Origin of the sequence: uncultured Parvimonas sp. (assembly GCF_963524015.1) — a bacterium.
Classification (GTDB): Bacteria; Bacillota; Clostridia; order Tissierellales; family Peptoniphilaceae; genus Parvimonas.
Window position 1 is genome coordinate 26388 of the sequence record NZ_CAURDT010000007.1, and the last position, 26757, is coordinate 53144.

A 26757-nucleotide genomic window follows, 5' to 3' on the forward strand; every position below is an offset into this window, starting at 1 on the left:
GAATATCTTAGGAGGTTTTTTTTATGGAAAATTTTGGAAAATTTTTCTCAAGTACTGCTGGAAAAACAACTATTATATTGTTGATTTCCTTTGCTTTTTTATTTTTTGTCTTTTATTTTAGGAGAGATGAAAAAATATTTTCTACAAAAGCACTAACTTACTCTGCTATTTTATTAGCTCTTGGAATTAGTGCAAATCAAATAAAGTTTTTAAGCCTACCACAAGGTGGAAGTATTACTTTATTTTCAATGATTTTTATTGTTTTCATTGGTTATATGTTCGGACTTCGAGTAGGACTTATAGCAGGTATAACTTTTGGACTTTTAAATTTATTGATTAAGCCTGAAGTTTATACCCCATTTCAAGCAATTATCGACTATATCCTAGCATTTGGTTCTCTTGGACTTAGCGGATTGTTTGCAAATAAAAAAGATAAATTAATCCCTGCTTACCTTATTTCAATTACAGGAAGATTTATCTTTGCAACATTATCAGGTTATGTATTTTTCGGAGCCTATGCACCAGAAGGTTGGAACCCACTATTTTATTCAATCTGGTATAATATTTCATATATCGGAACTGAAGGTGCTTTAACAGTCGCATTACTTTTTATACCAATAGTAAGAAATACTTTAGAAAAATTAAAATCAAGCAATTTTAAAACAAATTAATTTTTCGTAATAAGAACCCCACCCTTCCACGATGCTTTGCATCGGGTGGGTGCCCGGGAACCTTGTTGTTTCACAATAAAAAAGGCTAGTTGATTCTAGCCTTTTTCATTTTATTAATATTTTTTCTTATAACAACTATTTTAATAATAAAATAATTATTTTTTAAAAATTATCTAATCCAAGCTCCAGAATTATCAAAAGTATAATCTACATTTCTTATTCTAAGCGTTTTGCCTTGAGCGATATATCCTCCTTTTTGAGCATAATACCACTTACCACCAACAAAAATCCATTCATTTTCTACAATATATCCGTTAGATTTAGCATAGAACCAGTTTCCGCCTTCATATACCCATTGATTTTCAGCAATGTATCCACCTGACTTAGCGTAGAACCAATTTCCACCTACGTATACCCATTCTTTTTCTGCTATGCTTCCATTAGATTTAGCATAAAACCAGCTTCCGTCTTTATATACCCATTCACTTTTTGACATTGAACCAGTTGCTTCTAGATAGTACCATTTTTCATTGTCTTTAACCCAGCTATTAGCAATCATATAACCATCTTTGTCAAATAAATACCATTCATTATTTATGAATTTCCAGCTGTCTTTAACTTTATACTTTCCATCAGCTGATTGATAACTCCATTTTCCATTATCATTTTGAACCCATTTATAAGCTTGTGGATTTGGTTGTTCTTGATTGTCTTCTACAAATTTCCATTCACCTTGTAGTATCAAATCATCATTTTCAACTATTGCTTCATTTTCTATTGGTTCAACTTGATTATTTTTTGGAACCTTCCAAGTTATGAATTTCCAAGTTCCACCTTCAACTTTTACATCATCAAATTTTGGAAGAGTTATTTTTGTACCGTTTGGAACGTTGGATTTATTTGCGGGTTTTTTATTTTTAACTGCTTCTGGTAAATCTCTATCATCAGGGACTGCAATAAATCTATATATTACATTAAATTTATTTGTTTGACCATCTTTTTCAAACTCCCAAACTCCTTGTAATTTGATATCTTCGTTTACAATTTGAACTTCATTATTTACTACTGTTTTAGTTCCGTCTGAATTAACTTTTTCCCATCTTTTGAACTTCCAAATTCCACCATCAGCCTTTACTTCTTTAAAATCAGTTTTAAGTTTATATTTAAAACCTTTTGGTGCGTCAATAGCTGATTGTGGAATTTGGTTTTCTACTCCATCTGGTAATTTTTTACCTGCTGTTCCTGATACAAATGTAGGTATTACATCATATTTTTTCTCAGTCTCTCTCCGATTAATAGAATTTGTACCAACATTATGAGTTTTTTCACTTTTTTCTTGCTCTGCAAAACTTACGTTCGGCAATACTGCAACTAACATTGTAAGAATAAGAATTTTTGAACTTATCTTCTTCATTTTTCCCCCTTTTTGTTAAAATATTTTGCTATTAGAACTTAATTACATTATTTTAGACAAATAAAATTAATCTAATATAAGTAATTATGATAATAGCAATTAATATTATAACATAAATCTTCCTTTTTGTGCAATTCTCAATAACAAAAAAAGAGCTAGTAGTTTTACTACTCAGCTCTTTAGTAATTTTCTATTTAAAATCTCTCTAAATCATCGTCATATACAATATCTTGCAATGCTCTGACAATCTTATTAATATTAAAATTGATTAATTTTGTTTACTCTTTCCTTTTCTGTTAATAAAATATCCAGTAATAAAAATTACTATACCACCAACAGTCATAATTAAAAATAGAATATCTCCAGTTTTTGGAAGTCCTCTTCTAAACGGTTTATTTTTTATAATTGTTGCCTCATTAGTCTTTGAATTTGCATCTATTTTAAATTCAACACTTTCTGAAAGCAAACTATAACCTTTTGGAGCTTTTGTCTCTACTAAGTAATATGTTCCAAAAGGAAGATTTTCAACTTTGAAACCTCCGTTTTTACCAGAAACAAGTACATAATCTTTACCAGCTCTTTTAAAAGGGATAAATTTATCTCCATCTTTTATCATTACCTTGAAATGAGCACCTTCAAGGAATTTCGGATTTTTACCACTTGAAACTTTAACAAATAACTTATCTCCTGTTTCAGCTTTTTTGTTTACTACTTTAAGAGAGATTTCATTACTGTCAACAATCTTGAAGAATGTATCACTATTATCTACAGTATAGCCTGAAAGTGGTTCAATTTCTCTAAAGAAATATTCTCCTAAAGGTAATTTATCAATAAAAATCTGTCCATTTTTATCTGTATAGAGTGTTCTTGTTGAGCCCTCTTTGTCGTATGAGTTTTCTGTTAGTGGAACTTCGACATCTCCATTAGCAGTTCTCATATATAATTTAAAACCTACATTTTCAAGAGGGTTATTTTCTTCTGATATTTTTAAAAGTCTTACTTTTCCTAAAATATCAGGTATTTTTATAATTGTTTTAGAATAAATTGTATTTCCGTCATCGGGAACTTTAAAAACAAAAGGTGATATTTCATAATCTCTTGAATTATCTGAAACTTCTCTTACATAATAAGTTCCTTTTTCAAGACTTAAAGTAATCCTTCCATCTACATCACTTTTAGATGTTTCGGTAAAATTACCATTTTCTTTACTTATATCTTCATCTTTTAAATCTTTTAGTTCTTCGATAATTTCACTTTTTTCTTTATTAGCATAACTGTCTTTAAGCTTCCAAACTTTTAACTTAGTATCTCTTATAGGTTTTTTCTCTTCTTTTCCCTTTTGCGAAATCAAGAAAATATCTATAGTTTCAGATGCAAATACTGTTTTGCTAATAAAGCCTATATTCAGAAGCAATACAAAAGCCATTACAATAGATATTAAATTTTTCGTAAATTTTTTCAATGCTTCTTCTCCTTCAACTAAAATTATATCAGGAGAAAACTCCTGATATAATTATTTAATTTTTATAGATTATTTTTCTTCAGCATTTCTTCTCTTCATTGCATAAACAGCAACTCCCATAAGAGTAATACCAATAACAGTGAAGATAACTGTACCTACTCCACCTGTTTGAGGAATAGTAACTTTTTTATTTATAACTTTTGTTGCATCTGTCTTACCAGCTTGATCTTGAGAATAATTAATATCTCCAGCACTTGAATAAGAATTTGCATTCACTTCAAAATCAATTTTTCCGCTTAATAATGCATAACCTTCAGGAGCTCTAACTTCTTTTAGTTTGTAGTTTCCTGCTAAAAGACCTGCAACTTCAAATTGACCATCTTTGTTGGAAGTGAATTTAACTGCCTTTTCTTCAGTAGTCCATTCATAGTCAGTTCTTACTTTTAAGAATGCTTTATCACGGATAACCTTAGCTTTTTCAATTTTTTCTTTAGCTTCTGTTCCTTCTTGACCTTGTTGCTTATTTGTTTCTAAATCATTATAAGCTTTTATTGCTTCGTCATATTTTTTTTGAGCTTCTGCATAGGCATCTCTGTCAGCTTTAACTGTAGCAGAGTCTTTTAATCCTAAGAATTTACCATCTGCATTTTCAACAACAAATTCAGCACCAGCTAATCTATCAGTTCCATTTTCGCCAGTTTTAACAAATTTCTTTCCATAAGTTACTACTTCTGGAGAAGTTGGAATTACAGGTACAGGACTATCAGGAGTTTTTGTATTCTTAACAGTAACCTTTCCTGCTTCAGTTTTATATTCAGGAGTATATCCTGCAACAATTTCTTTTACATAATATGTTTTACTTGCATCTAAACCTGTAAATTTATGATTAAAATTGTCCTTTTTAGTAACACTATCTACAACCTTATCATCTCCAGCAGTTGCACCTTTTTCATATAAGTAATATGTTACAGTAACACCAGCAGGAGCATTTCCTTCAGCCCAACTCTTTGTAACTTCTATAGAATTATCCTTTGGAGTTACTTCATTTTCTCTTGGATCTTTAAATTCTCTTACTTTATTATCATAATCAAATTTAACTTGGTTCTTATCTGGAGTATCAACTACAGCTTCCCCATTTAAAATAGCTTTATATTTTAAAATAAATTCAACTTCACCTTTTTTAGTAGCATCTTCAATTTTCTTAAGTCCATCAGCTTTGAAATTTAAAACAAATCCGCTGCCATTTTCTGTTAATTCATAATCAGTTCCAGAAGTTAATGTTACATCTTCAGCAGGGTCTAATACTTTAACAGTAAGTTCTAAACCTTTTTTGTAAGTAAGTCCCTTAGTCATTGTATCTTCCCATCTTAAAGTCTTATATTTAGCATCTTTAGGAAGTTTAGTTTTTACTTCGTATGGAACTTCATCACCAATCATCTTATTTACATTACCTTTTTGTTGATCAGCTTTATTATAATCTGTTTTTCCTTCAAGATTCTTATCAACTTGAGGCTTTTCTTGAACATTCTTTGGATAAACATGAGCATTTTCGATAACTCCGTCTTCTTTAACCAAAGGTAAAGTTATAAGAACTGGTACAGCTTTTTGAGAAGTTAATGTTTCTCCACCTTTACCAACATAAGTTGATTTTTCTCTAATTTCAACTATTTGGTATTCACCAGCAGGAAGCTTTGTAACATCAAAGTCTTTACCAGTAGCTGTTGTAAGACCACCTAAAATGTTAGGATCATCTAATCCAGTAGCATCTGAACCATCACTTTTAATGTATTTCCATTCACCAGCATCATTTTTCTTTTGCCATGCAAAATAAACACCAGGAATTTCTTTTACAGAATCAGGATGTCCACCACCAATTTTTGATAAAATTTGATTTAGTTGGTTAAGGTCTTGAGTTCCATTGTAACCACCTTTTTTAACTTTTTCACTATCCCATTTATCCAATTCATCTTTTGTCTTTAAAAGTAATTTATGCAAAGTTACTTTTTTTGTTCCATTTCCTTCAGCACTTACTTTTGCAGGTGAAAACATGGATGAAAACATTCCGATAACCATTGCAAATGCTAATACACTTGAAACAATCATCTTAGTTATTTTTTTCATAACTAATCTCTCCTCCTATAAATAAATTCTTATAATTTTTGAGCTTACATAAGTAAAATTTGACTTATTAATGTCAAATTTTTGCAAATTATACTCTTATAAATTTAAATTTTATGAATATCTATGCTAAATATTCTATAATTTCACGATAAGTATATCATTAATTCAGAAAAAAAACAATAGAAAATCCAAAGATTTTTATAAATTTGTAAGTTTAATAATTTTTTACTCTTAGGGATTGATTTTATTTTAAATATGTTGTAAACTGATAATGGTTAATTTTGTAGAAAAAAATTTCGAAGTGAATATTTATGCACAATAGTAAAAAACAATGGTATTTTATTTTTTGTTCATATTATATTTACGATTAACATATATTTATTTTCGGGGAAGGTAATGAAATGAAATCGAAAAAAGTCTTAATTAGTTGCTTTTTAGTTTTAGTTTTTTTATTTCAATTTACATCATCAGCTTTTGTTAATGCCGAAATAGGCTATACAACAAATCAAGAAGGAACTTTTCCAACTGATTATGATGAAATAGATGGTCTTATTAGAAATGCTAAAAATCAACCAATAGATTATGAAGATGCTAAGCTGTCCAAAACTGTTAGCAAAGGCGAAAAGGATGGAGAGTTTTATGTAGATTTAAAAATTGAAGGAAAATATAAAGAAGAAGATATTACTAAAGATATTGTAATTGTTTTGGATAACTCCAACTCAATGCAAAGAAATAATCGTGTTGGTATTGCACATAAAGTACTAAGTGAATTTACTAAGAATGTTCTTAAAGATGGAAAAGGAAAAGTAAGACTTGCCTTAGTAACTTATGGTACTGATGTATTCGATGGAAGATATGTAAGTCATGCTGCGCGTCCTGGATATTCATCTGATCTTTGTGTTAAACATTTTACAACAAATCCAAATGAAATTATTAATAAAGTCCCTAGTAATATTCCTACAACTCGAGGTCAAACATATCTTGGAGGAACATTTACACAAGCGGCACTTAAAGAAGCTCGTCAGATTTTAAGTACAAGTAATGCAAAGCAAAAAATAATAGTACATTTGACTGATGGTATGCCTACAAATTCTTATGAAATGACTTCGATAGACAGAAACGGAGCACAATTTTCTAATACCATAAAGGGAACTGGGCTAACTTACTTTTTAGGACAAAATTTTGCATATGAACATAATGCATATAATGTTTGGAATCCATTAACTAATAGTTATCTATATATCAATAACCATGGTATTCCAACATCTTATGAAGCTAAAAAGTTTACTAAAGATATTGCAACTTATACAATCGGTATTGAACTTGCACAAGAGAAATATAATGGTGGAAAATATTATCCAAGTGGAACACTTGAAAAACCTGATATTGTTAAGTTGATGAAGAGCATTTCAACTTCACCAAATCATTATTACGATTCTGCTAATGTAAATCAACTAAGCTCTATACTTAGCAAAATAGAAAAGGACATTCATAATACAGTTGTTAATGGAACTGTAACAGATCCTATGGGACAAATGGTAGATTTAAACTTGTCTAATCCTGAAAGTTTTAAACTTACTGCATCTAACGATTCTATTTTAGAAGCTGTAGAGATTAATTATAGTAGACCTACAAGACAACTTACTTTAACAGGTTTGCATCTAGGAAAGGATCAATGGGTTAACTTAAGATATAAGGTTAATTTAAGAACAGAAGATAAAGATTTTAAGATAGGAAAATTCTATCAGGTAAATGGTCCAACAAAATTGGTTCCTAAGAATAGTGACCCTAATAAATCTATCGATTTTCCAATTCCTTCTGTAAAAGCTGAGTATTTAGATATAAATGTAGAAAAGATTTGGAAATATAAGAGTGGTAATGAATTACCTGAAGAGATGCGAAAAGATGTTAAGATAAAGCTTATAAGGAAGTCGACTAATCCGAGAGTTCCAAATTCTAAAAAAGAAACAGTAATTGCTGAAAGAACTCTAAATAAAGCTAGTGATTGGAAGACTAAATTCGAAAAATTAATACCTTTTGACAATCTTGGATACTCTTTTGAATATTATGTTAAAGAAGAAGCTTTATCAAAAGACTTTGAAACTAAGATAGAATATTCAAATAATAAAAATTTCATTCAATCAACATCTGGAGATGTTAAGATAACGAATATAAAAGATATTGAAATTGAATTTTTAAAGTACAAAAAAGAAGGAAATAATAAAATTCCTATTGAAAATGTTGAGTTTGAATTATATAAAAAATCTCAAAACGGAGAATATGAAGTTGTAACTAAAGATAACAAGAAAGTTATTTCAAAGTCTGGTAATGACGGAAAATTCAAATTTAATGGACTTGAAGTTGGAGAATATGCAATTAAGGAATTAAAGGCTCCTGAAGGATACCGTACTCCTAAGGATTTTGTAAGATATTTTAAAGTAAATAAAAAAGGTGAAATTGAATATGATAATTCAATCTATTCATCTAAAGAAGCTTTTTATAATATCGAAAACAAGAAACTTACCCCAATGTACTTTATGTTAAATAAAGTGAATCTTTTAGGCGAGTTGATTAAAGAAGGAAACTTGGAATTAGAGCTAAAAGGAAGTTCAGGAAAGACTGAAATTTACGATTTAACTAAGAGTACAGCAGATGGCTTTAAGTTTGAAATTCCACTTGACTTTGAAAGTGGTACTTACATTCTTACTGAAAAGAATGCTCCTATGGGATATAAAAAATCAAATATTGAATATCACATAAAAATTGATAATGAAGAAAGAAAAATAATTTTAGAAAAAGAAGTTCAAAACGGAGTTTCTACAGTTAAAAATATTGTCTTATACCAAGAAAATGGAGAAGATATAGAAACTAAAAATCTCAATATTACAAATGAAAAAACAGTATATCCACATACAGGTGGAAGTGGAACAGCTTTGTTTATCATAACAGGAGTATTATTTATGGTATGTTCAGCTGGAGCATATTATATAGTTCAAAAGAAAAAATCAGTTTAGTAAATTAAAAAATTTATAAAAAAAGACCTTAAGTTTTAAAACTCAAGGTCTTTTCTATTGCGAAGCAACAAGGTTCCCGGGTTCCCACCCGATGCAAAGCATCGTGGAAGGGTGGGGTTCTTCTTGCTATTTTCTTTTTATTAAAAATCTTATAAATTTATATCCAGTAAAGAAAAATACAATCCACAATCCACCAGTAATAGAATATACCAAAATAGACATATTTTTTACATCTTTATTTGTTTCTTCTTTGGTTTCAACTTGTTCCCCAGTATTTTCTACTAATCTTTCACAATTTACAAGCAATCGATAAGGGCTTGGTGGAATTGCAGGGTCACATGTAAGCAATGTCAAAATATCCTTATCTTTTTCTGGTTCTAATTTTTCCCACTCATAAGGTTTTATAATTTCCGTATTTGAAACTAAATAAGTTAAAGTTTTTCCAGCTCTTTCAATATAAACTTTATCGCCTTTTTTCAGTTTGGAAATATTTAAAAACATTACATCTTTATACCAGCCTCTATGTCCTGCGATTACACTTCTATTTCCATTTCCTCCAGTTGGTAGAGCTGTTCCGTCGATATGCGCAACACCATTATCTAGATGTTTATAGGAGGCATCAAGTCTTATAGGTTTGTATAAATCTATGGCAGGAATTCTTATATATGCAAAAATTCCGTCAGGATCTCCTTTTTTAAATTCATAAACAGTGTTATATTCTTCATTGCTAAAAGGATCTACTATACTTGAACTTTTTACATTGTTATTATACTCTTTTATTGAACTTTCCAATTGAGTTTTTTCTTCTTCGCTCATTTTTTCTTGAAGTAACTTAAACTCTTCATACATGGACTTTTGCCTATAATTATTAAACACCAAATTAGTAAAAGTGTATAAAGGAAGTGAAATTCCTATAATCATAATCAAATATCCAACAATTCTTACTTTTTTACTTTTCATTTAATTTAACCCATTCTTTACAATTTAAGCTCTTTAATTCTCTTTCTAACATCCATATATTTCTTAAAATTATATAAGAAAATAATTAGTGCTATTATAAAAATCATAAGTAACCAATAAAAATATTTTCTGAAAAAACTTCTTCTCTTGCTAACATTTTTTGCCTTATCAAGTGGAGTGTATTCAATCCTATGCCCTCTAACTAAAAGTCTATGTGAATTAACCATATAAGGTGTACAAGTCAAAAGGGTTACATAATCCTTTCCGCTTTCAACCAAAATCGGAGAAAAATCTGATGGCTCAACAACCAAAATCTGATCAACTTCATAAGCTAAAACAGTTTGAATATTGTGAATGAAAAACACATCCCCTTTTTGTAATTTATCCAGCTTTGTAAAAAGTGCAGCAGTTGGAAGTCCTCTATGAGCAGTGATTACTGAATGTGTACCTTCTCCACCAACTGGAAGAGAAGAACCCTCCAAGTGTCCTGCTCCTTTTTGTAAAATATCTTCTGAAGTTCCTGCATAAATCGGAAGATTTTCATCAATCTTAGGTATTTCAACATGACCTATCAACTCTCCAACTTGTAACATTCTCGCATACTCCGCTACTCCCCTATTTTTTTCTTCTTTAGAATAAGGGTCAGAAAGTTTGGAAGGATCAAGTGTTGAATTATATGCCTTAGCAAGTTTTATTCTCTCTTCTATTTCTTCTTTAGAGAGTTTTCCCGCTTCCTTTTCAAAGTTTTCAATACGCTTTCCACTATCAACTCTATAATACCATTGAGATACAAAAGGATAAATCATAATGCAAAATCCGATTAAAAAGACGAAGATAAAAGGAAGTTTTGTCTTTTTACAGCTTTTGCCTTTAGCTTTATTATCTTTAATTTTCATAAAAACCTCTATTTAATATTATCTACATCTATTTTTTCTAGTTTTTTACTAATTTTTTTCCTCTTTCTAACATAATACAAAGTGGAAATGATTAAAATTACAAGTAAAAATAAAATAAAGTAGAATAAATACATATACCAGATATTCTTTTTGCCCTCCAATAACTCCTTATTAACAAGGTCTTTGTCATATTCAACCCTATGTCCCCTGACTAATAATCTATGAGTATTAATCATATAAGGTGTGCAAGTTAAAAGAGTAGCATAGTCTTTTCCTTCGGAAATAAGTAAATCATCAAAAGTTGAAGGTTCAACAACTTTGATTTGATCAACCTGATAAGCCAAAGTTTCAGCAAAATTATGAATATAAAATTTATCTCCAATTTGAAGTTTTGAAAGATTTGTAAATAAAGTTGCAGTAGGAAGTCCACTATGTGCAGTTATAACAGTATGTGTGTTAATTCCACCAATAGGAAGAGATGTCCCTTCCAAATGACCTGCACCTTTTTGAAGGACTTCTTCATCAGTTCCCGCATAAATTGGCACATCAACATCAATGGCAGGTATCTGAACATGGCCAATATACTCGTGAATTTCTATCATTCTCGCATACTCAGCCTTACCAGCTTTCTTTTTTTCATCAGAATAAGGGTCCTTAGTAACTTCATTATGCAAAGTGCTATTATATGCCTTTGCTAATTCCATTCTTCTTTTAACTTCTTCTTTTGACAATTTTTCTTTCTCGCTATCAAAAGTAGAAATAACATTATTTGATTCAACTCTATAATACCATCTTGTGATTATAGGATACATAAGTATCCCAAACCCAAGTAAAAAAACTAAAATAAAAGGCCAATTACTTTTCTTTTTGGACTTTTTCTTAGAAATTTTTATATCTATATCACTCATAAAAACTCCTTAAAAATATTAATCATTTATTATCAAAATATTAACAATTTATTAAATAATTCAAAAACGCTTAACTATTATTATATTATTTTTTGCATAAAAATACAAGAGATAAAAGCATAAAAAAACCGTCATAGTTGACGGTATTTTATAACAGTGAAAAATCTTCCATATTCCAAATTTCTGTCGCTATTTCTGTATAAAAGTCTTTTTCGTGAGAGATTAAAAAGATTCCACCCTTATATTCCTTTAAAGCTCTTTTTAATTCTTCCTTTGACTCTGGGTCAAGATGGTTTGTAGGTTCATCAAGCATTAGAATATTTGTCTTTTCATTTAAAATCTTACAAAGTCTTACCTTTGCCTGTTCTCCCCCGCTTAAAACTTTCATCTGTGATTCGATATGCACAGTTGTAAGAGAACATTTTGCTAGGGCAGCACGAATTTTAAATTGTTCCCAACTCGGAAATTTCTCCCACATCTCATCAATTGGTGTATTGTTATTTTCGTAATGCTCTTCTTGTTTAAAATATCCTATTGCTAAGTTTTGACCAAAAGAAACAGAACCTGAAATAGCTTTAATATTTCCAAGAATTGTATTTACAAGAGTTGTCTTACCAAGTCCGTTTGCTCCTACAATGGCAATCCTATCTCCTCTTTCCATACGAAGATTTAAAGGCTTACTTATAGGCTTGTCATAACCTATTACCAAATCTTCTGTTTCAAAAATTAATCTGCTTGTGGAAGGAGCTGTTTCAAAATAGAATTCAGGCTTTGGCTTTTCTCTTACAAGCTCAATCTTTTCCATTTTATCAAGTTTTTTCTGTCTTGACATCGCCATATTTCTAGTAGCAACTCTAGCCTTATTTCTTTGCACGAAGTCCTCAAGTTCTTGAATTTCCTGTTGTTGTTTTTTGTAAGCAGCTTCAATCTGTCTTTGTTTCAACTCTTTCAGTCTTAAAAACTCGTCATAATCTCCAACATATCTATTTACTTCACAATTTTCAACATGGTAAATCAAATTTATTACAGAATTTAAAAATGAAATATCATGAGAAATTAAAATAAAGGCATTTTCATAATTTTGTAAATATCTTCTAAGCCAATTTATATGCTCCTCATCTAAATAGTTAGTAGGCTCATCAAGAAGCAAAATATCAGGCTTTTCTAAAAGCAATTTTGCAAGTAAAATCTTTGAACGTTGTCCACCTGAAAGGTCAAAAGCAGGTCTATCAAGCCAATCTTTAATTCCCATATTATGTGCAATTTCATCAATCTTGGAATCAATCATATAAAAATCATTCGTTTCAAGTAATTCTTGAAGCTCCGCCGCATCAAGCATTATATCATCAAGTTCTTGATCTGATAATTCACCCATCTTCATATAAATATCATTTAATTCACTTTCAACTTCAAAAAGATATGAAAAGGCTGATTTTAAAACATCACGAACAGTCATATTCGCACCAATTACAGAATGTTGGTCAAGATAGCCAATTCTTACTCTCTTTGCCCATTCGATACTTCCTTCTTCAGCTTCAAGTTTTCCCGTAACCAAATTTAGAAAGGTACTTTTGCCCTCTCCATTTGGTCCAACAAGTCCTATATGTTCACCTTTTAAAAGTCTAAAATTTACATCTTTAAGTATTTGACGACCACCAAAGCTGTGGCTCAAATTTTTTACAGTTAAAATACTCATTTCTTCTCCTTTTAGTATAGCTCTACATATTTTACCATATTTTTCAATTTAAGTAAAAATTTAAACAACTAATTAAAAGGACATATATCTCAACACAAAAAAAGCCGTCATTTCTGACGGCAATGTTCAATATTAAAGTTTTTTAAGCATCTGATCTTGAAAATCCGTTTTTCATTTCACAACTTGCTGTGAAAAGTGTTTTGTCAAGCAAATCATTTGTTTGGTCTTTTACAAAATCTGTTATCTCATCATTTGCTTTTTCTAAAAATTCGTGAACATTCTTTATCTTTGATTTGTTTTTCAAAAATTCTTTATCATATTTATTCAAGAATGTACGACATTTTGATTGAACTGCATTTTGATATCTTTCAACATGAGAAGCAGTTGATGGAAAATGCGCATCGCAAAGTGCTCCGATAATACGATTTATCCAATAGAAATTATCTGTTGAAGGAGTAAGAGTTGTATTTTCTAAATATTCAGGTGTTTTAGTAATATTTGCATAATATGGAACAATTGCATTAAATACATTTGAACCGAAGGATAACCACTCAATACTTCTAATTTCTTCAGGCATATAAGGTCTTATTTGAACCAAAGCCAAAACATCATTACGATTTATACCTATAGGTCTGAATTTTCCCTTTTGTGATAAATCTCCATTCCTTAGATATGGGTCATAAGGAGTTCCTTGATAGTGATTAGACATAATATACTTAACATCTTCTATTGTAATCTTCTTTTCAGGAATCATGCACCAAGGAAGATTATCACTATGTGGTTTAAATTCAGCATTTTCACCATCCCAATCGAAAGTATTTGGATTGAAATATCTTAGCATTACCCAAGCACGAGGTGTATTGTAAGTATGATCTGCATCGGAATGACTTCCAAAAGCAACTCTCGGATTGAAAGGTTCTTTATAGTCTTCATCTTCATCATAGTCAAAACCTTCTTCAAAATCATCAAGAAGTTTTTCAAGAGACATATCAGTAGATAAGTCAAGGAAATTTTCTTCAACAAATTCTTTTAAATCTGATGAACACATAAATTCTTCTTTTGCTCCATAAGCATCTTCAAAATCAAAATGATCAAGTCCGAATTGATTTGGCATTACAACATAAACCTCATCAGGAACTCTTCTTGCTATCCAATGATGACCTCCGATTGTTTCAAACCACCAAATAGAATCAACATCTTGAAAAGCAATTCCGTTACTTTCATAAGTTCCGTATTTTTCTATTAATGCACCAAGTCTTTCAACACCTTCTTTAGCACTATTTATATAAGGAAGGGTAATTACAACAAAATCTTCCTCTCCTATTCCACCTTTTTTTATAATGTCAGGTTCAAATTCTATTAAAGGATCCGCTCCCAAAACTCTTTCATTTGTAGTAATTGTTTCTGTTGCAGTCATTGAAATATTTTTTTCATTAACGCCACATGCTCCCCAAACTCCACGCCATTTTTTTACATTTGGAAGACAAGTATAACGCATTGGATTTTTAGGCAATTCAATTTCACAATCTGTACGAACAGATTTATAATGAATTGGTTGATCCTTAGGCTCAACAACGATAAATTTTTTTGATTTAAACATTCCCGCTGAAGAATCTTCAATACGAGCAACCAAAGTTGAACCGTCATAACTTGCTTTTTTACCTATAAGAATTGTAGTACACATAACAAACCTCTCTTTCTAAATAATAATTATTATTAACTACAATTATATTATAACTCAAATTAACAAAAAAGTAAAAATATTTTTTGTTGTTTCACAAAAAACTTAACCATTTCTCCTATTTTAAATTATGAATACAATGAAAAACAAAATGCTTCACATCATAGTGCTTTGCAAATAAATGCACCTAACACGTCATCTCAACTATTTGTTTGTTTGCAATCAATAGTATTCCCGAAAGAAATCTAAACAAGGTTTATTATGTATCTACGATACATTTACTTTTGCTTGTTTACAAGCAAAAGTATGAGATCTTTCGACTTCGTTACACTTCGCTCAAGATGACGTATAAAGAGAATATCTTTGTCCAGTAGCCAGACGTTAATAGTAAATAAACTTCAATAAAATTTAAAAATTGTATATTATAAAGAAATAACTCACGTCATAGAACTTTGAAATTAAATACCTCTAATACGTCATCTCGACCGAAACGAAGCGTAGCTGAGTGCAGTGAATCTAGCTCTAACTTTGTTTACTTGTAAACAAAAATAGGTCTGACGAGGTTATTGTATCATTTGATATAATAACTCTGGAAAACTCATAAAGTTCTATTATCATAAATAAATTTCATATATTATTAAAAATTATATACAAAACTAAATACTTCACGTCAAAATCTTTTGCAATGAAATGCCCCTAACACGTCATCTCGACCGGAGTGAATCTAGCCCTAACTTTGTTTATTTGTAAACAAAAGTAGGTCTGACGGGGTTATTGTATCATTTGATACAATAACTCTGGAGATCTCACACTATTATTTGCTTGCAAATAATAGTAAGTCCTGCAAAGGACTTAAAAAAATAAAAATGTTAAATATAACTACTATGTAAATTTTCTAAAGCTCCATTTAATATGAAAATTTCATACCGATGTATCTGCGATACATTTACTTTTGCTTGTTTACAAGCAAAAGTATGAGATCTCTCCACTTTGTTTCGCTTTGCTCAACTCCGGTCGAGATGACGTATAAGGATTAATACTTAGTTTAGTGGCTAGACGTTAACAGTAAATAAACTTAAAAATTTATTACAAAAAACAATTAATGATAACCCTCCATTAATTGTCTTTTATAATATAAAACTATTTACTTTTTAATAATCTGTTGACTTCCTTTTGTACTTCTTCATAATTGTATCCTGCATTTTCAAGCCTTGCACGTCTTAATTCGCCATTGCCCCAGTTTCCTTGAATGACTTCTTTGGCGACATCTCTTATAGCTTTTTCATTTATAAAAGCTCTGTAATCAACCCAGCCCTTTAATTCCTTTACATAGTAGTAACTTCCCCATTTTCGGGTTAAAGTTACTTCTTCTGCTTGATGATTTTGTGTCGTTCCAATCATACTCTTATCCTCACAAAACCAAGGCAAACTGTCGATTGAATAGTAGCCTTTAATTTTACTCTTTATATCCAAAAGCTCCATATATTCTCCTTCATCTTGAAATTCTTTTAATCTATATACAAAATAATGTGGTCTACCTGCATAAACCCAGAGTTTATCGTGATTATCCACAGAAATTCCATTTGCAGAATAATTACAATGAATAATTCTGTTTTCATCAATGAAAATTCCAGTATGTCCAAAACTTGCGCTATTATTTTCCTTTTTTCCCCAGATAAAAATATCTCCTCTTTTGGCATTCCAAGGAAGATTATCTGTTATCTTTTCAAAACCATTCTCTGTAAGCCACGAATGTTCGTGTTTGGTGTCAATAGTCCAACCATTACTTTTTGCCCCTGCACTCCTAAGTGCATAATATACAGAAGATGAACAATCATAACTGGAGGATCCATTCCTATTTTGCATAGAATAAGAAACCTTGCCTTTTCTGTTTTCAAACCACTTTATAGCCTTTTCAATATCTATCATAAAAACTCCTATTTAAGTTTAACAACTAATTCATTTATAGCCTTTGTAAGTTCGTCAATCTTCTTTTCAAACCTAAGCAATAAGAATACAGAAAGAGCAACAGGAAAGCCTACATTTGAAATACTTGCAATTATATTTTCCATTTTTCCCTCCTATCTTAAGTAAAAAAAGACCCAAAGGTCTTTTTTTACTAGATTACTGTTACTTCATCATAGCTTGTTGAAATAATATTAGCCTTTTTAATTCCAGTAACTTTTAAATTATCCTTAGCCAAAACTGACTTATAATCAAAAGTTTTTATAATATCAGAAGCTTCATCTGCTGATATATTTTTTATATTAGAAATTGTAAATGCCATATTTTTTCCATCCTCTAATATTAGAGTCATACTTAATGTTTTCTTCATACTTTACCTCCTATTCTAAAGTTGTTTCTACGACTTTAATTGTTTCTTTTCTTGTACCGTCAATAAATTTTTCAACGAATTCTCCTAATTTCTTTAAATTTTCATCAGAAGATTCACTTTGAATATTCTTAACAGTTACACTTCTCTTTTTAGAATTAGCAAGGTTAAAACTAACCTTTAAATACTTTTTAGCCATATCTTTTCTCCTTTTTTAGTTATTTTGTAAGCCTTACACTTATATAATAAAAATTTTTAAAAAAAAGGGGGGGATAAGGTATATTTATTATTCCTTTAACTTGTTTATAGCGACTTTTTATGTTAAAATAATTAATACTAAGAAATTTGGAGGCAATATGAACAACGGGATATTTAAAATTATTTCGTACCTGATTTTATTAATTTATACATTATTTACCTTTGGTAATTTATATATGATATTACAAAAAAAGAATACGGAAAGAAATTTTTTCAATGTATTATTAATGCCATTATTGGCATTATTCTATTTTTTTAGATTTAAAAACCATGATATTTTAATATATCTAGCTATTTTATTCTTCTGGTTTGGAGATGTTTTATTCACTAGAAGAAATAAGAAAAACATAATTATGGGTCTTCCTTTATTTATAATCGGAATGACTTTTTATATAATAAAACTCGTAAATTTCATAAAAATAACGAATTTAAACTATTTACTTACAATATTGCTAATGGTATTATATTTTGGATTTGTAGCTTTTGAAATTATTGTTTCATTTGAATATGCGAGTGAATACTTTAGAAAAGATATTATATATCTTTATGCATTTGCATTTTTTAATGCAACTCTTTGTATTTTGACTATTTTAACTGGAATTTTCAATTACAGAAGTGGTGTATTATTTTTGATTTTCGGAAGTAATCTATTCCTTATATCAAACTCATTATTTTTGTTTGTTGCATTTATTAAAAACAATAGATTTTTTAACATTTGTACAACATTTACCTATTCAATTGCAAAATTTCTTTTAATAATGGGTTTCGGACTATTGTTAGTATAAACGACTGTATTCAGTCGTTTTTTTATTGTGAAAACACATACATTTTTACCTTAAAAAAATTTAACTTTTCAATGCTTTAAAAATAAAAAATATTTTATTAAAAACCTTTATAAAAACTACTTTTTCCATTGTGTTTTTATACTTTTTATGGTAAAATAATTTCAGTATTTATTTATCGGAGGTATATTGAATTGGAAGAAAAGAATATTGGAAGATTCAAAAAAGATATTGGACTCGAAAACTTTCTTTGCCTTGGTTTATTCCTAACTTTTTTTATCTTAATTGGTAGAAAAATGGGTGGAATAAATATGATCAAAACTATGATGAATACAGGTTTTGACTTGCTTATGAACGTATGTCTTTACTTGATGGCGATTGCCGTATTGGCTGGAGCAATTTCAGGTCTATTCTCTGAATTTGGAGTAATAGCTCTTGTAAATAAACTTCTGTCAAAAATTATGAAACCTATTTATGACTTACCAGGAGCTTCATCTCTAGGTATGTTAAATTGTTATCTTTCAGACAACCCTGCTATCTTAACATTAGCACATGATGATAACTTTAGACGTTATTTCAAAAAATATCAAATGCCAGCTCTTACAAATCTTGGAACTGCTTTTGGTATGGGTCTTATCACTACAACTACAATGATGGGACTTAATGTTGAAGGAGCTGTTACAAGTGCTTTAATCGGTAACTTGGGAGCAGTTATAGGTAGTGTAGTATCTGTTAGACTTATGATGCTTGCTACTAAAAAAATGTATGGAACGACTGAATATGTTGAAGTAAAGTCAAGTGTTGAAATTCCGGAAAACTCAAGAGTTGTACGAGAAGGTAGTGCAGGTTCAAGATTCATCCAAGCTATCCTTGATGGTGGAAAAGTTGGAGTTGATATGGGACTTTCAATTATTCCTGGCGTTGTAATCATTTGTACATTAGTTATTATTCTTACAAATGGACCTGGAGCTGAAGGAGTCTATACTGGGGCAGCTAACGAAGGTGTTGGCATTCTTCCATGGATAGGATCAAAATTATCTTTCATACTTAATCCATTATTCGGTTTCAGCTCTCCAGAAGCAATAGCAGTTCCAATAACTGCATTAGGCTCAACAGGAGCAGCAATAGGAACAGTTGCAAAAATGGCAGCAGTAGGAAAAGTTTCAGGAAACGACATAGCAGTATTTACAGCAATCTGTATGTGCTGGAGTGGATATATCTCAACTCACATTGCAATGATGGATGCACTTGGAACAAAAGAAGCAACAGGAAAAGCATTAATCAGCCATACAATTGGTGGATTAGTTGCCGGAGCTGCAGCACATATTTTATATATGTTGTTCCATTTATTCTAAAAATTACAAAAAATAAAGGAGTGAATTTCACTCCTTTTTTATTGTTTTAATTACTTTATTAATTTATTCTTTTTAGCTATTTTTTTGATTTTGTCTAAGTCGCTTTTGTCGTATTCTTGTCTTAAGTCTCTGAAGATTTTAAAGTTTACCATTATGGTCTTTCCGCTGTTTTCAATTGAAAAACTTCTTATTCTATCCCATCTGTAGAGCTTTGCAACTAATTGCCATGGGTGAATAATCCCTCTTTCACTTATTCCTGCACTAATCATGCTTGTAAAGAATGCCAGCCACCAAGATAAAACAATTATGTAGCCCACTAAGTCGTTTTTTAATTTATATCCTGCAAATAGCATAAGAGCTAATGCAATTATTAGAGTCATTAATGTGAATTTTGTAAACTTTACTTTTATGATACAAGTTAGTCTCCGATAGATGTTAAAAAGACATAAAAGTAAAGGAATTAAAATTAACGGTAACATAGTTTCTCCTTAAAATTCCATTTTTAAACTTCTTTTAAAAAGATTATCCAAAATTTCTTTTGGGTCTTTTTTATTATATATTATTTCATAAACTGCATTTGTTATAGGCAATTCAACATCGTATTTTTCGGATAAATCCATTAATGCCTTTGTTGTGAAATATCCCTCTGCAAGTTTTTCAAAACTTTCTCCTTTTACAAATTTTTCACCAAATTTTCTGTTATTACTAAATTCGGAAAAAACAGTAGCTTCATAATCTCCAAGATGACAAAGTCCATATGCACAGCTTTTATCTCCACCCATTTTTTCAATAAGTCTTGCAATTTCTCTTGTTCCTCTTGACATCAAAGCTCCCTTTAATGAGCTTAAATTAAATCCGTCAAGCATTCCCGCAGCAATTCCTATAACATTTTTTGAAGCTGCTCCGATTTCATTTCCCAAAAGATTAGTCCCATAGTAAAATCTGATTAAATTACTTGAAAAAGAATCAACTAATTTTTTAACCAATTCCCTATCGTCTGAGTCTATTACCATACAATTTGGAATTCCATTTGTAAAGTCTTGAACATGTCCCGGTCCAATCCAAGCACCACAAGAGTAATTTTCTCCTAGAATGTCTTTTACAATTTTTGTAGGAGTAAAACCTGTTTTTATTTCAATTCCCTTCATACAGAGAATAATTGGAATATTTTTCTCTTTAAAAAGGGATTTGTTCTCATTTAATAAATCCCTTAAACCCTGTGTTCCAACAGAAATGATAATTAAATCTTTATCGAAAACATCATTTATATTTGTTGTTAAAGAAATGGACTTTGGAAGTTCAAGAAAATTATTTTTCCTATTCTCTAAAAAGTTTTTCATCTTTTCTGAAGTTTCTCTTCCGTATAAAGTAACTTCATTTCCTATTTTATCTAAATACCAAGCTATGAAACTTCCCCATCTTCCACAGCCTATAACAGCAATTTTCATAAAATCTCCTATTTTTCTTCTAACATGTCTATTCTTTTTTGATGACGACCACCCTCGAAGTCCTCTTCAATAAAAGTTTTTACAATGTCTTTTGCTAGTTCAATTCCAGTAACTCTTGCCCCCAAGCAAAGAACATTTGCATTATTATGTTTTCTTGTCATTCTAGCTGAAAAACTTTCACTGCAAAGACCTGCACGAATTCCTTTAACCTTGTTACAAGCTATTGAAATTCCGATACCTGTTCCACAGATTGCAATTCCTAAAGAATTTTTATTTTCTAAAACTTTTTTACAAACAGCTTGTCCAAAAAGTGGATAATCCACGCTTTTAGTTTCATCTGTTCCTACATTTATAACTTCATGTCCCAATTCTTCTAAAAATTTTACTAATTCATTTTTCATTTCAACTGCTGAATGATCATTACCAATTATTATCTTCATACAACTCTCCTTAATTGCTATTTAATATAACTAATAATAATATATTTCTTAAGTATAGTCAAGTATTTAAGTGACTTATAAAGATACTATATAGTAAACAATATAAATTTTAGTAACTTTATAATTGACCTAAGGTTAAAAAAGTGATATAATAATACCAAGAATTAGCAAACTTAACCCAACAACTTAAAATACCGTCATGTCTTAAAATCAGGAGGAAAGATGTACGACAGAGAGAAAATTATAGAAGATTTTAGTCCTTTGATTAAAGCGAGTATAAAAAAGTATTTTGCAAATTACATAAGTTATGAAGATGCATATCAAGACGGAGTTATAAAAATTTTGGAGCTTTTGGAGAGCTATAAAGGTGGTGGAAAAGTTTCACTTGAATGCTATTTAAAATATCAATTAAAATTTTTTTATATGCAAAAATTTTTTAAAAGAAAAAAAGAAACTGAAAAGACATATTCTAAAATATATCAGACAAAAGATGATGAGACAATCGAAGTTTTGGAGCTTATTGTTGATGAAAATGCAGATACACAAAGAGAGATTGAAACAAATGAATTGAATAAAAAGATAAGAGAAATTGTGTCCACTCTCCCCCAAAAGCAAAGAGAGGTTATAGAATACAAATTTTATGAGAATTTAAAAAATAAAGAAATTGCAGAGAAAATGAAAATAAAGGAAGACACAGTTAAGGAGTATTATAAAATAGCAAAGAAAAAACTTAAAGTTAAGTTTGTAGAAAATGAAATAGATATTAGAGAGTTGTAGTGTTTAGATACCAATGGGATGTATCTACGATACATTTACTTTTGCTAAAGCAAAAGTATGAGATCTCTCCGTTCCACTCAGCTTCGCTTCGTTACAGTCGAGATGACGTGTAAGGAGAATACTTCGTTTTATAGCTAGACGTTAAAAGTAAATAGAATTTAAAGAATATTTAAAATTTTATATAAAATTAAAATTTTTCACGTCATAGTACTATGTAAAGGAATTTTTCTAACACGTCATCTCGACCGTAGTTGAGCAAAGCGAAACGAAGCGAATCTAGCCCTAACTTTGTTTACTTGTAAACAAAAGTAGGTCTGACGCAAAGATTGTTCAAATCTTTGATTTGAGTACAATCGACTGTGAAGATCTCAACTATTGCTTGTTTATATTTCTGAAAGAAATCTAAACATATTAATGTATCGTAGATACATCAATAATTAAATCTTCTCCCCCATATTCCGAAAAGGACTCTTTTGAGTTCTTTTTTTGTATATTTTTATGAAATTTTTACAATTTTGTGGTAAAATATAGTATGTATATTTATGTAGATTTTTAATAAGGAGAAAAAATGACAAATTTTATAGACGAAAAATATGATGTTGTTGTAATCGGAGCAGGTCATGCCGGTTGTGAAGCAGGTCTTGCAAGCGCTAGACTTGGACTTAAAACTGCAATTCTTACAATAAGCATGGATTCAGTTGCCGATATGCCCTGCAATCCAAATATAGGTGGTACAGGAAAAGGCCATTTAGTTCGTGAAATTGATGCTCTAGGCGGAGAAATGGCGATAAATATAGATAAGACTTTTATTCAATCCAGAATGTTAAATACTTCTAAAGGTCCAGCTGTTCACAGTTTACGTGTTCAAGCAGATAAAAAAATGTATCATACTGAAATGAAAAAAGTTTTAGAAAACGAAAAAAATATAGATTTAATTCAAGCAGAAGTTAAGAAAATTTTAACTGAAAATAATGAAATAACAGGAGTTTTAACGACTTCAAATGAAATCTTCCCTGCAAAGGCAGTTATCATCTGTACGGGAACTTATCTTAAATCTATGATTTTAATTGGAGAAAACTGTTATGAAAGTGGTCCAAACAACTGGAAATGCTCTACTTATTTAAGTGATAGTTTGAGAAATTTAGGTATTCCACTTAGACGTTTCAAGACAGGTACTCCTGCAAGAGTTCATAGAGACTCCATTGACTATTCAAAAATGGATATCCAAAAAGGAGATGACAATATAATTCCATTTTCCTTTATGAATGAAGGAAAAGATATAGGAAATCATAAGGAAGATTGTTTTTTAACTTATACAACTTTGGAAACTAAACAAATAATCGAAAAAAATCTTCATAGAAGTCCTATGTATGCAGGAATTGTAAAGGGCGTAGGTCCAAGATATTGTCCTTCTATTGAGGATAAAATCGTACGTTTTAATGAAAAAGACGAACATCAAGTTTTTATTGAGCCTGAGGGTTTAGATACTTCTGAAATGTATGTTCAAGGTGTCAGCAGCACTCTTCCCCTTGAAGTTCAAAAGCAGATGTATAAAAGTATTTTAGGACTTGAAAATGTTAAGATAATGCGTCCTGCTTATGGAATTGAATATGATTGTATTGATCCAACTATTTTAAGAGCTACTTTAGAACATAAGGATATTAAAAATCTTTTCTTTGCAGGTCAAATCAACGGAAGCTCTGGTTATGAAGAAGCTGCAAGTCAAGGTATTATCGCAGGGATAAATTCGGCAATGAATATTTTAGGAAAAGAACCTTTTGTTCTTACCAGAAGTGATGCCTATATCGGAGTTTTAATCGACGATTTGATTACAAAAGGAACTGACGAGCCTTATAGAATGATGACTTCAAGAACTGAATACAGACTTTCTTTAAGACAAGATAATGCAGATTTAAGACTTACGGAAATGAGTTATAATATAGGTTTGGCAACAAAAGAACGTTACGAAAAATGCCTAAACAAAAAGACTTTAATTGAAAATGAAATAAATAGACTAAAATCTTCTATATTAACTCCAAAGGAAAATACAAATAAGGCTTTGGAAGACTTAGGAAGTATGAAACTTAAAACTGCAGTAAGCCTTTATGATTTAATAAAAAGACCTGAGCTTGACTATGAGATGATTAAGGATTTAGACACAACTCGTGAACCTTTGGATAGAGAAATAAAAATGCAAGTTCAAACTATGATTAAATATGAGGGTTATATTGAAAAACAAAGTCAACAAATAGAGGCATTTAAAAAACTTGAAAACAAAAAACTTGAAAATATCGACTATAATTCCCTATCTGGACTTAGAATTGAAGCAGTTCAAAAACTTGCAAAATTCAGACCTGAAACAGTAGGACAAGCTAGTAGAATTTCAGGAGTAAGTCCAGCAGATATAAATGTTTTGCTTATTCATCTTGAAACTCAAAGGAGAAAAAATGGATAATTTAAGAAGTTTAACTCAAAAAGAAAATATTATTTTAAGCGATATAGCTTTGGAAAAGTTTGAAATTTACAAAAAATTAATTCTGGAATGGAATGAAAAAATAAATTTAACAGCTATTACAGATGAAGAAGCTATGAATACAAAACATTTTTTAGATTGTCTATTGCTTACAAAAACTGGACTTTTTGATGACGATAAAACTGTTTTAGATGTAGGAACTGGTGCAGGTTTCCCTGCAATTCCACTTAAACTATATAATGAAAATTTAAAAATAACAATGTTAGATAGCTTAAATAAAAGAATTAAGTTTTTAAATATCGTAATTGAGGATTTGAATTTAAAAAACATAGAGGCTATTCATGGTCGCGCCGAAGAAGTTGGAAGAAAAGACGGATTTAGAGAAAGTTTTGATATAGTGAGTTCAAGAGCAGTCGCTTCCCTATCTTTACTTTTGGAATTTACAATTCCATTTTTAAAAGTAAATGGACTATTTCTTGCAATGAAAGGGCCTTCATATCTTGAAGAAGTCGAAACTTCAAAAAATGCACTTAAAAAATTAAATTGCAAATTGGAGAATGTATTGAATTTTAAAATCGAGCAAAATGGAGAAATTTCAGAAAGAAATATTTTGATTATTAAAAAGGTAGGAAAAACTCCGAATAATTTTCCAAGAAATATGGGACAGATAAAGAAAAAACCATTATAAAAGAGTAAAAGAAGGTTGAAATACCTTCTTTTTTTGTGTTTATAATATTTTATAGAAAAGGAGACTTCTAGTACAACTACCCAACAGACCCGCTTTTGTTTACAAGTAAAAATAAAATTACACCTAAATAATATTAACGTATTTATTCTAAGTATATCGACTATGAAAATCTAAATCATAAGCATAGGGCTTTATGAGATCTTTCGACTTCGTTTCACTTCGCTCAAGATGACGTGTTGAGGTGTGTTTTCTCTGCAAAATAATTCGACGTGAAACATTTTATTTTATATAAAATTTTTAATACCATTTGAAATTTATTTACTGTTAACGTCTAGCTATTGGACAAAGTATATTCCCTTATACGTCATTTCGACTGTAGCGTAAGCGAAAAGAATCTAGCCCTAACTTTGGTCGAGATGACGTGTTGGGAGCTTCTCTTTGCAAAGTTCCATAACGTGAATTATTTCTGTTTAAATACAAAAAAATGAAGGTCGTTACTGACCTTCATTTTTTATCATTTAATCTTTCGATTATTTTGATCTTTTTCTACGTTTAGAATCTAATAATGCAACTAAAGCTCCTGATCCAAGTAACATATTTACATATGCTGTTAAGTTTGAACCTATATTTGTCTTAGGTAATCTAGGTTTCTTCAATAAGATAGTTTGATCTGCATCATTAATATCTCTATGAGAAGCTATTTCTCTTCCTTTTTCATACATTGTTTCAAATGCTACTAGTTTACCTTGTGTTAAATATTTAGCTTCAACAACTGTACTTAACTCAATTGTACCATTACTCTTTTCAGTAACAAAAGTTTTTTCAACAGTTAATGGCTTACCATTTACTAATAATTCTTTTCCTGTAGCTTTATCCATCCAAACAAGTTTAACTGTATATTCTTTACCAACAACTAAATTAGTATAATGAACATAGTCTGTTAATGTCAATGATTGTTCAAGAACTGCTTCTTTCTTACCATTAACCTTAGCTTCTGTCTTTAATTTAGATTTTGGTTGATTTACTCTTACAGTTTGATTTTCATCATTTATATCTTTATGTGCTGCTACTAGAACATTGTCCTTGTACACTTCTTCAAAAGCTACTAATTGTGTATCTTTTTCGAAATGTTTAGCATCAACAGTTACGCTTAATTCGATTTCGCCGTTTTCTTGTTCAGCTACAAATTCTTTTTCTACTGTAACTTCTTTTCCATCTACTAAGAATGGCTTTCCTGTTTCCTTATCCATCCATACTAACTTAGCTTTATAAGTTTTTCCTACTATTAAGTTCTTATATTTAACTACGTCTGTTAAAACTACTTTATCAGTTGGTGCATCTTCTTTTTCGCCATTTACTTTTGCTTCTGTTTCTACTGTTG

23 protein-coding genes are annotated in these 26757 nt (G+C 30.0%); 7 read left to right on the plus strand and 16 right to left on the minus strand.

What is annotated here, in order from left to right; translation table 11 throughout:
- Positions 1 to 23: 23 nt before the first annotated feature.
- Complete coding sequence (locus RWJ08_RS06625) at positions 24 to 671, plus strand: energy-coupled thiamine transporter ThiT (protein ID WP_313961511.1); 648 nt, start codon at positions 24 to 26, stop codon at positions 669 to 671.
- A gap of 169 nt (positions 672 to 840) precedes the next feature.
- Here RWJ08_RS06625 and RWJ08_RS06630 read toward each other — a convergent pair whose 3' ends face one another.
- From RWJ08_RS06630 to RWJ08_RS06640, 3 genes are all read right to left on the minus strand, one after another.
- On the minus strand, positions 841 to 2085 hold the full coding sequence (locus RWJ08_RS06630; RefSeq protein WP_313961512.1) for an SHIRT domain-containing protein: 1245 nt from the start codon (positions 2083 to 2085) through the stop codon (positions 841 to 843).
- Between the two features lie 268 nt (positions 2086 to 2353).
- Positions 2354 to 3547: a SpaA isopeptide-forming pilin-related protein gene (locus RWJ08_RS06635; RefSeq protein ID WP_313961513.1), complete on the minus strand. Its 1194-nt coding sequence runs from the start codon at positions 3545 to 3547 to the stop codon at positions 2354 to 2356.
- Positions 3548 to 3616: 69 nt separating this feature from the next.
- On the minus strand, positions 3617 to 5668 hold the full coding sequence (locus tag RWJ08_RS06640) for a pilin N-terminal domain-containing protein (protein WP_313961514.1): 2052 nt from the start codon (positions 5666 to 5668) through the stop codon (positions 3617 to 3619).
- 401 nt (positions 5669 to 6069) lie between these two features.
- On the opposite strand from RWJ08_RS06640, the gene RWJ08_RS06645 reads away from it, so the two are divergent.
- Complete coding sequence (locus tag RWJ08_RS06645) at positions 6070 to 8682, plus strand: SpaA isopeptide-forming pilin-related protein (RefSeq protein ID WP_313961515.1); 2613 nt, start codon at positions 6070 to 6072, stop codon at positions 8680 to 8682.
- 126 nt (positions 8683 to 8808) lie between these two features.
- Here the strand turns inward: RWJ08_RS06645 and RWJ08_RS06650 are convergent, their stop codons facing one another.
- The 9 genes from RWJ08_RS06650 to RWJ08_RS06690 all read right to left on the minus strand — a co-directional run bounded on the left by RWJ08_RS06650 (position 8809) and on the right by RWJ08_RS06690 (position 17354).
- Positions 8809 to 9642, minus strand: a complete 834-nt coding sequence (locus tag RWJ08_RS06650; RefSeq protein ID WP_313961516.1) for a class C sortase — start codon at positions 9640 to 9642, stop codon at positions 8809 to 8811.
- Positions 9643 to 9659: 17 nt separating this feature from the next.
- On the minus strand, positions 9660 to 10538 hold the full coding sequence (locus RWJ08_RS06655; RefSeq protein WP_313961517.1) for a class C sortase: 879 nt from the start codon (positions 10536 to 10538) through the stop codon (positions 9660 to 9662).
- An 8-nt stretch (positions 10539 to 10546) separates the two neighbouring features.
- The gene (locus RWJ08_RS06660) at positions 10547 to 11446 is read right to left on the minus strand and encodes a class C sortase (RefSeq protein WP_313961518.1); all 900 of its coding nucleotides are present in this window, start codon (positions 11444 to 11446) and stop codon (positions 10547 to 10549) included.
- A 148-nt stretch (positions 11447 to 11594) separates the two neighbouring features.
- Positions 11595 to 13142: an ABC-F family ATP-binding cassette domain-containing protein gene (locus RWJ08_RS06665; RefSeq protein ID WP_313961519.1), complete on the minus strand. Its 1548-nt coding sequence runs from the start codon at positions 13140 to 13142 to the stop codon at positions 11595 to 11597.
- A gap of 142 nt (positions 13143 to 13284) precedes the next feature.
- Positions 13285 to 14826 (minus strand): C69 family dipeptidase, encoded by a 1542-nt coding sequence (locus RWJ08_RS06670; protein WP_313961520.1) that lies wholly within the window; start codon positions 14824 to 14826, stop codon positions 13285 to 13287.
- 1137 nt (positions 14827 to 15963) lie between these two features.
- Positions 15964 to 16752 (minus strand): peptidoglycan amidohydrolase family protein, encoded by a 789-nt coding sequence (locus RWJ08_RS06675; protein ID WP_313961521.1) that lies wholly within the window; start codon positions 16750 to 16752, stop codon positions 15964 to 15966.
- A gap of 8 nt (positions 16753 to 16760) precedes the next feature.
- Positions 16761 to 16895: a YvrJ family protein gene (locus tag RWJ08_RS06680; protein ID WP_009354656.1), complete on the minus strand. Its 135-nt coding sequence runs from the start codon at positions 16893 to 16895 to the stop codon at positions 16761 to 16763.
- A 47-nt stretch (positions 16896 to 16942) separates the two neighbouring features.
- Positions 16943 to 17158, minus strand: a complete 216-nt coding sequence (locus RWJ08_RS06685; protein ID WP_009354829.1) for a DUF2922 family protein — start codon at positions 17156 to 17158, stop codon at positions 16943 to 16945.
- Between the two features lie 10 nt (positions 17159 to 17168).
- On the minus strand, positions 17169 to 17354 hold the full coding sequence (locus RWJ08_RS06690; protein ID WP_009354849.1) for a hypothetical protein: 186 nt from the start codon (positions 17352 to 17354) through the stop codon (positions 17169 to 17171).
- Positions 17355 to 17511: 157 nt separating this feature from the next.
- Between RWJ08_RS06690 and RWJ08_RS06695 the strand changes: the two genes are divergently transcribed.
- Positions 17512 to 18198, plus strand: a complete 687-nt coding sequence (locus RWJ08_RS06695; RefSeq protein ID WP_313961522.1) for a lysoplasmalogenase family protein — start codon at positions 17512 to 17514, stop codon at positions 18196 to 18198.
- A 191-nt stretch (positions 18199 to 18389) separates the two neighbouring features.
- Positions 18390 to 19550: a hypothetical protein gene (locus RWJ08_RS06700; protein WP_293439898.1), complete on the plus strand. Its 1161-nt coding sequence runs from the start codon at positions 18390 to 18392 to the stop codon at positions 19548 to 19550.
- Positions 19551 to 19600: 50 nt separating this feature from the next.
- Here the strand turns inward: RWJ08_RS06700 and RWJ08_RS06705 are convergent, their stop codons facing one another.
- The 3 genes from RWJ08_RS06705 to rpiB are packed head-to-tail and all read right to left on the minus strand — an operon-like array spanning position 19601 to position 21438.
- Entirely contained in the window at positions 19601 to 20029 is a 429-nt protein-coding gene (locus RWJ08_RS06705; protein ID WP_313961523.1) for a hypothetical protein, read from the minus strand.
- Positions 20030 to 20038: 9 nt separating this feature from the next.
- Entirely contained in the window at positions 20039 to 20998 is a 960-nt protein-coding gene (locus RWJ08_RS06710; protein WP_293439901.1) for an NAD(P)H-dependent glycerol-3-phosphate dehydrogenase, read from the minus strand.
- A gap of 8 nt (positions 20999 to 21006) precedes the next feature.
- Positions 21007 to 21438 (minus strand): ribose 5-phosphate isomerase B, encoded by a 432-nt coding sequence (gene rpiB / locus RWJ08_RS06715; RefSeq protein ID WP_313961524.1) that lies wholly within the window; start codon positions 21436 to 21438, stop codon positions 21007 to 21009.
- Positions 21439 to 21660: 222 nt separating this feature from the next.
- Between rpiB and RWJ08_RS06720 the strand changes: the two genes are divergently transcribed.
- The 3 genes from RWJ08_RS06720 (at position 21661) to rsmG (ending at position 25376) form a co-directional block, all read left to right on the plus strand.
- The gene (locus RWJ08_RS06720) at positions 21661 to 22215 is read left to right on the plus strand and encodes a sigma-70 family RNA polymerase sigma factor (protein ID WP_313961525.1); all 555 of its coding nucleotides are present in this window, start codon (positions 21661 to 21663) and stop codon (positions 22213 to 22215) included.
- Between the two features lie 568 nt (positions 22216 to 22783).
- Positions 22784 to 24670 carry a tRNA uridine-5-carboxymethylaminomethyl(34) synthesis enzyme MnmG gene (gene mnmG, locus RWJ08_RS06725; RefSeq protein ID WP_313961526.1) on the plus strand — a complete coding sequence of 629 codons (1887 nt, stop codon included), beginning with the start codon at positions 22784 to 22786 and terminating at the stop codon, positions 24668 to 24670.
- Positions 24663 to 25376: a 16S rRNA (guanine(527)-N(7))-methyltransferase RsmG gene (rsmG, locus tag RWJ08_RS06730; protein ID WP_313961527.1), complete on the plus strand. Its 714-nt coding sequence runs from the start codon at positions 24663 to 24665 to the stop codon at positions 25374 to 25376. Before mnmG ends, rsmG begins: the two co-directional genes overlap by 8 nt.
- A gap of 530 nt (positions 25377 to 25906) precedes the next feature.
- Here the strand turns inward: rsmG and RWJ08_RS06735 are convergent.
- A partial coding sequence (locus RWJ08_RS06735) for a VaFE repeat-containing surface-anchored protein (RefSeq protein ID WP_313961528.1) occupies positions 25907 to 26757 on the minus strand: 851 nt, incomplete at its 5' end.

Bases quoted from the DNA above. Each gene is read 5' to 3' on its own strand.
- RWJ08_RS06625 (WP_313961511.1), top strand. From the start codon at position 24: ATGGAAAATTTTGGAAAATTTTTCTCAAGTACTGCTGGAAAAACAACT.
- RWJ08_RS06630 (WP_313961512.1), bottom strand. From the start codon at position 2,085: ATGAAGAAGATAAGTTCAAAAATTCTTATTCTTACAATGTTAGTTGCA.
- RWJ08_RS06640 (WP_313961514.1), bottom strand. From the start codon at position 5,668: ATGAAAAAAATAACTAAGATGATTGTTTCAAGTGTATTAGCATTTGCA.
- RWJ08_RS06645 (WP_313961515.1), top strand. From the start codon at position 6,070: ATGAAATCGAAAAAAGTCTTAATTAGTTGCTTTTTAGTTTTAGTTTTT.
- RWJ08_RS06650 (WP_313961516.1), bottom strand. From the start codon at position 9,642: ATGAAAAGTAAAAAAGTAAGAATTGTTGGATATTTGATTATGATTATA.
- RWJ08_RS06655 (WP_313961517.1), bottom strand. From the start codon at position 10,538: ATGAAAATTAAAGATAATAAAGCTAAAGGCAAAAGCTGTAAAAAGACA.
- RWJ08_RS06660 (WP_313961518.1), bottom strand. From the start codon at position 11,446: ATGAGTGATATAGATATAAAAATTTCTAAGAAAAAGTCCAAAAAGAAA.
- RWJ08_RS06665 (WP_313961519.1), bottom strand. From the start codon at position 13,142: ATGAGTATTTTAACTGTAAAAAATTTGAGCCACAGCTTTGGTGGTCGT.
- RWJ08_RS06670 (WP_313961520.1), bottom strand. From the start codon at position 14,826: ATGTGTACTACAATTCTTATAGGTAAAAAAGCAAGTTATGACGGTTCA.
- RWJ08_RS06675 (WP_313961521.1), bottom strand. From the start codon at position 16,752: ATGATAGATATTGAAAAGGCTATAAAGTGGTTTGAAAACAGAAAAGGC.
- RWJ08_RS06680 (WP_009354656.1), bottom strand. From the start codon at position 16,895: ATGGAAAATATAATTGCAAGTATTTCAAATGTAGGCTTTCCTGTTGCT.
- RWJ08_RS06685 (WP_009354829.1), bottom strand. From the start codon at position 17,158: ATGAAGAAAACATTAAGTATGACTCTAATATTAGAGGATGGAAAAAAT.
- RWJ08_RS06690 (WP_009354849.1), bottom strand. From the start codon at position 17,354: ATGGCTAAAAAGTATTTAAAGGTTAGTTTTAACCTTGCTAATTCTAAA.
- RWJ08_RS06695 (WP_313961522.1), top strand. From the start codon at position 17,512: ATGAACAACGGGATATTTAAAATTATTTCGTACCTGATTTTATTAATT.
- RWJ08_RS06705 (WP_313961523.1), bottom strand. From the start codon at position 20,029: ATGTTACCGTTAATTTTAATTCCTTTACTTTTATGTCTTTTTAACATC.
- RWJ08_RS06710 (WP_293439901.1), bottom strand. From the start codon at position 20,998: ATGAAAATTGCTGTTATAGGCTGTGGAAGATGGGGAAGTTTCATAGCT.
- rpiB (WP_313961524.1), bottom strand. From the start codon at position 21,438: ATGAAGATAATAATTGGTAATGATCATTCAGCAGTTGAAATGAAAAAT.
- RWJ08_RS06720 (WP_313961525.1), top strand. From the start codon at position 21,661: ATGTACGACAGAGAGAAAATTATAGAAGATTTTAGTCCTTTGATTAAA.
- mnmG (WP_313961526.1), top strand. From the start codon at position 22,784: ATGACAAATTTTATAGACGAAAAATATGATGTTGTTGTAATCGGAGCA.
- rsmG (WP_313961527.1), top strand. From the start codon at position 24,663: ATGGATAATTTAAGAAGTTTAACTCAAAAAGAAAATATTATTTTAAGC.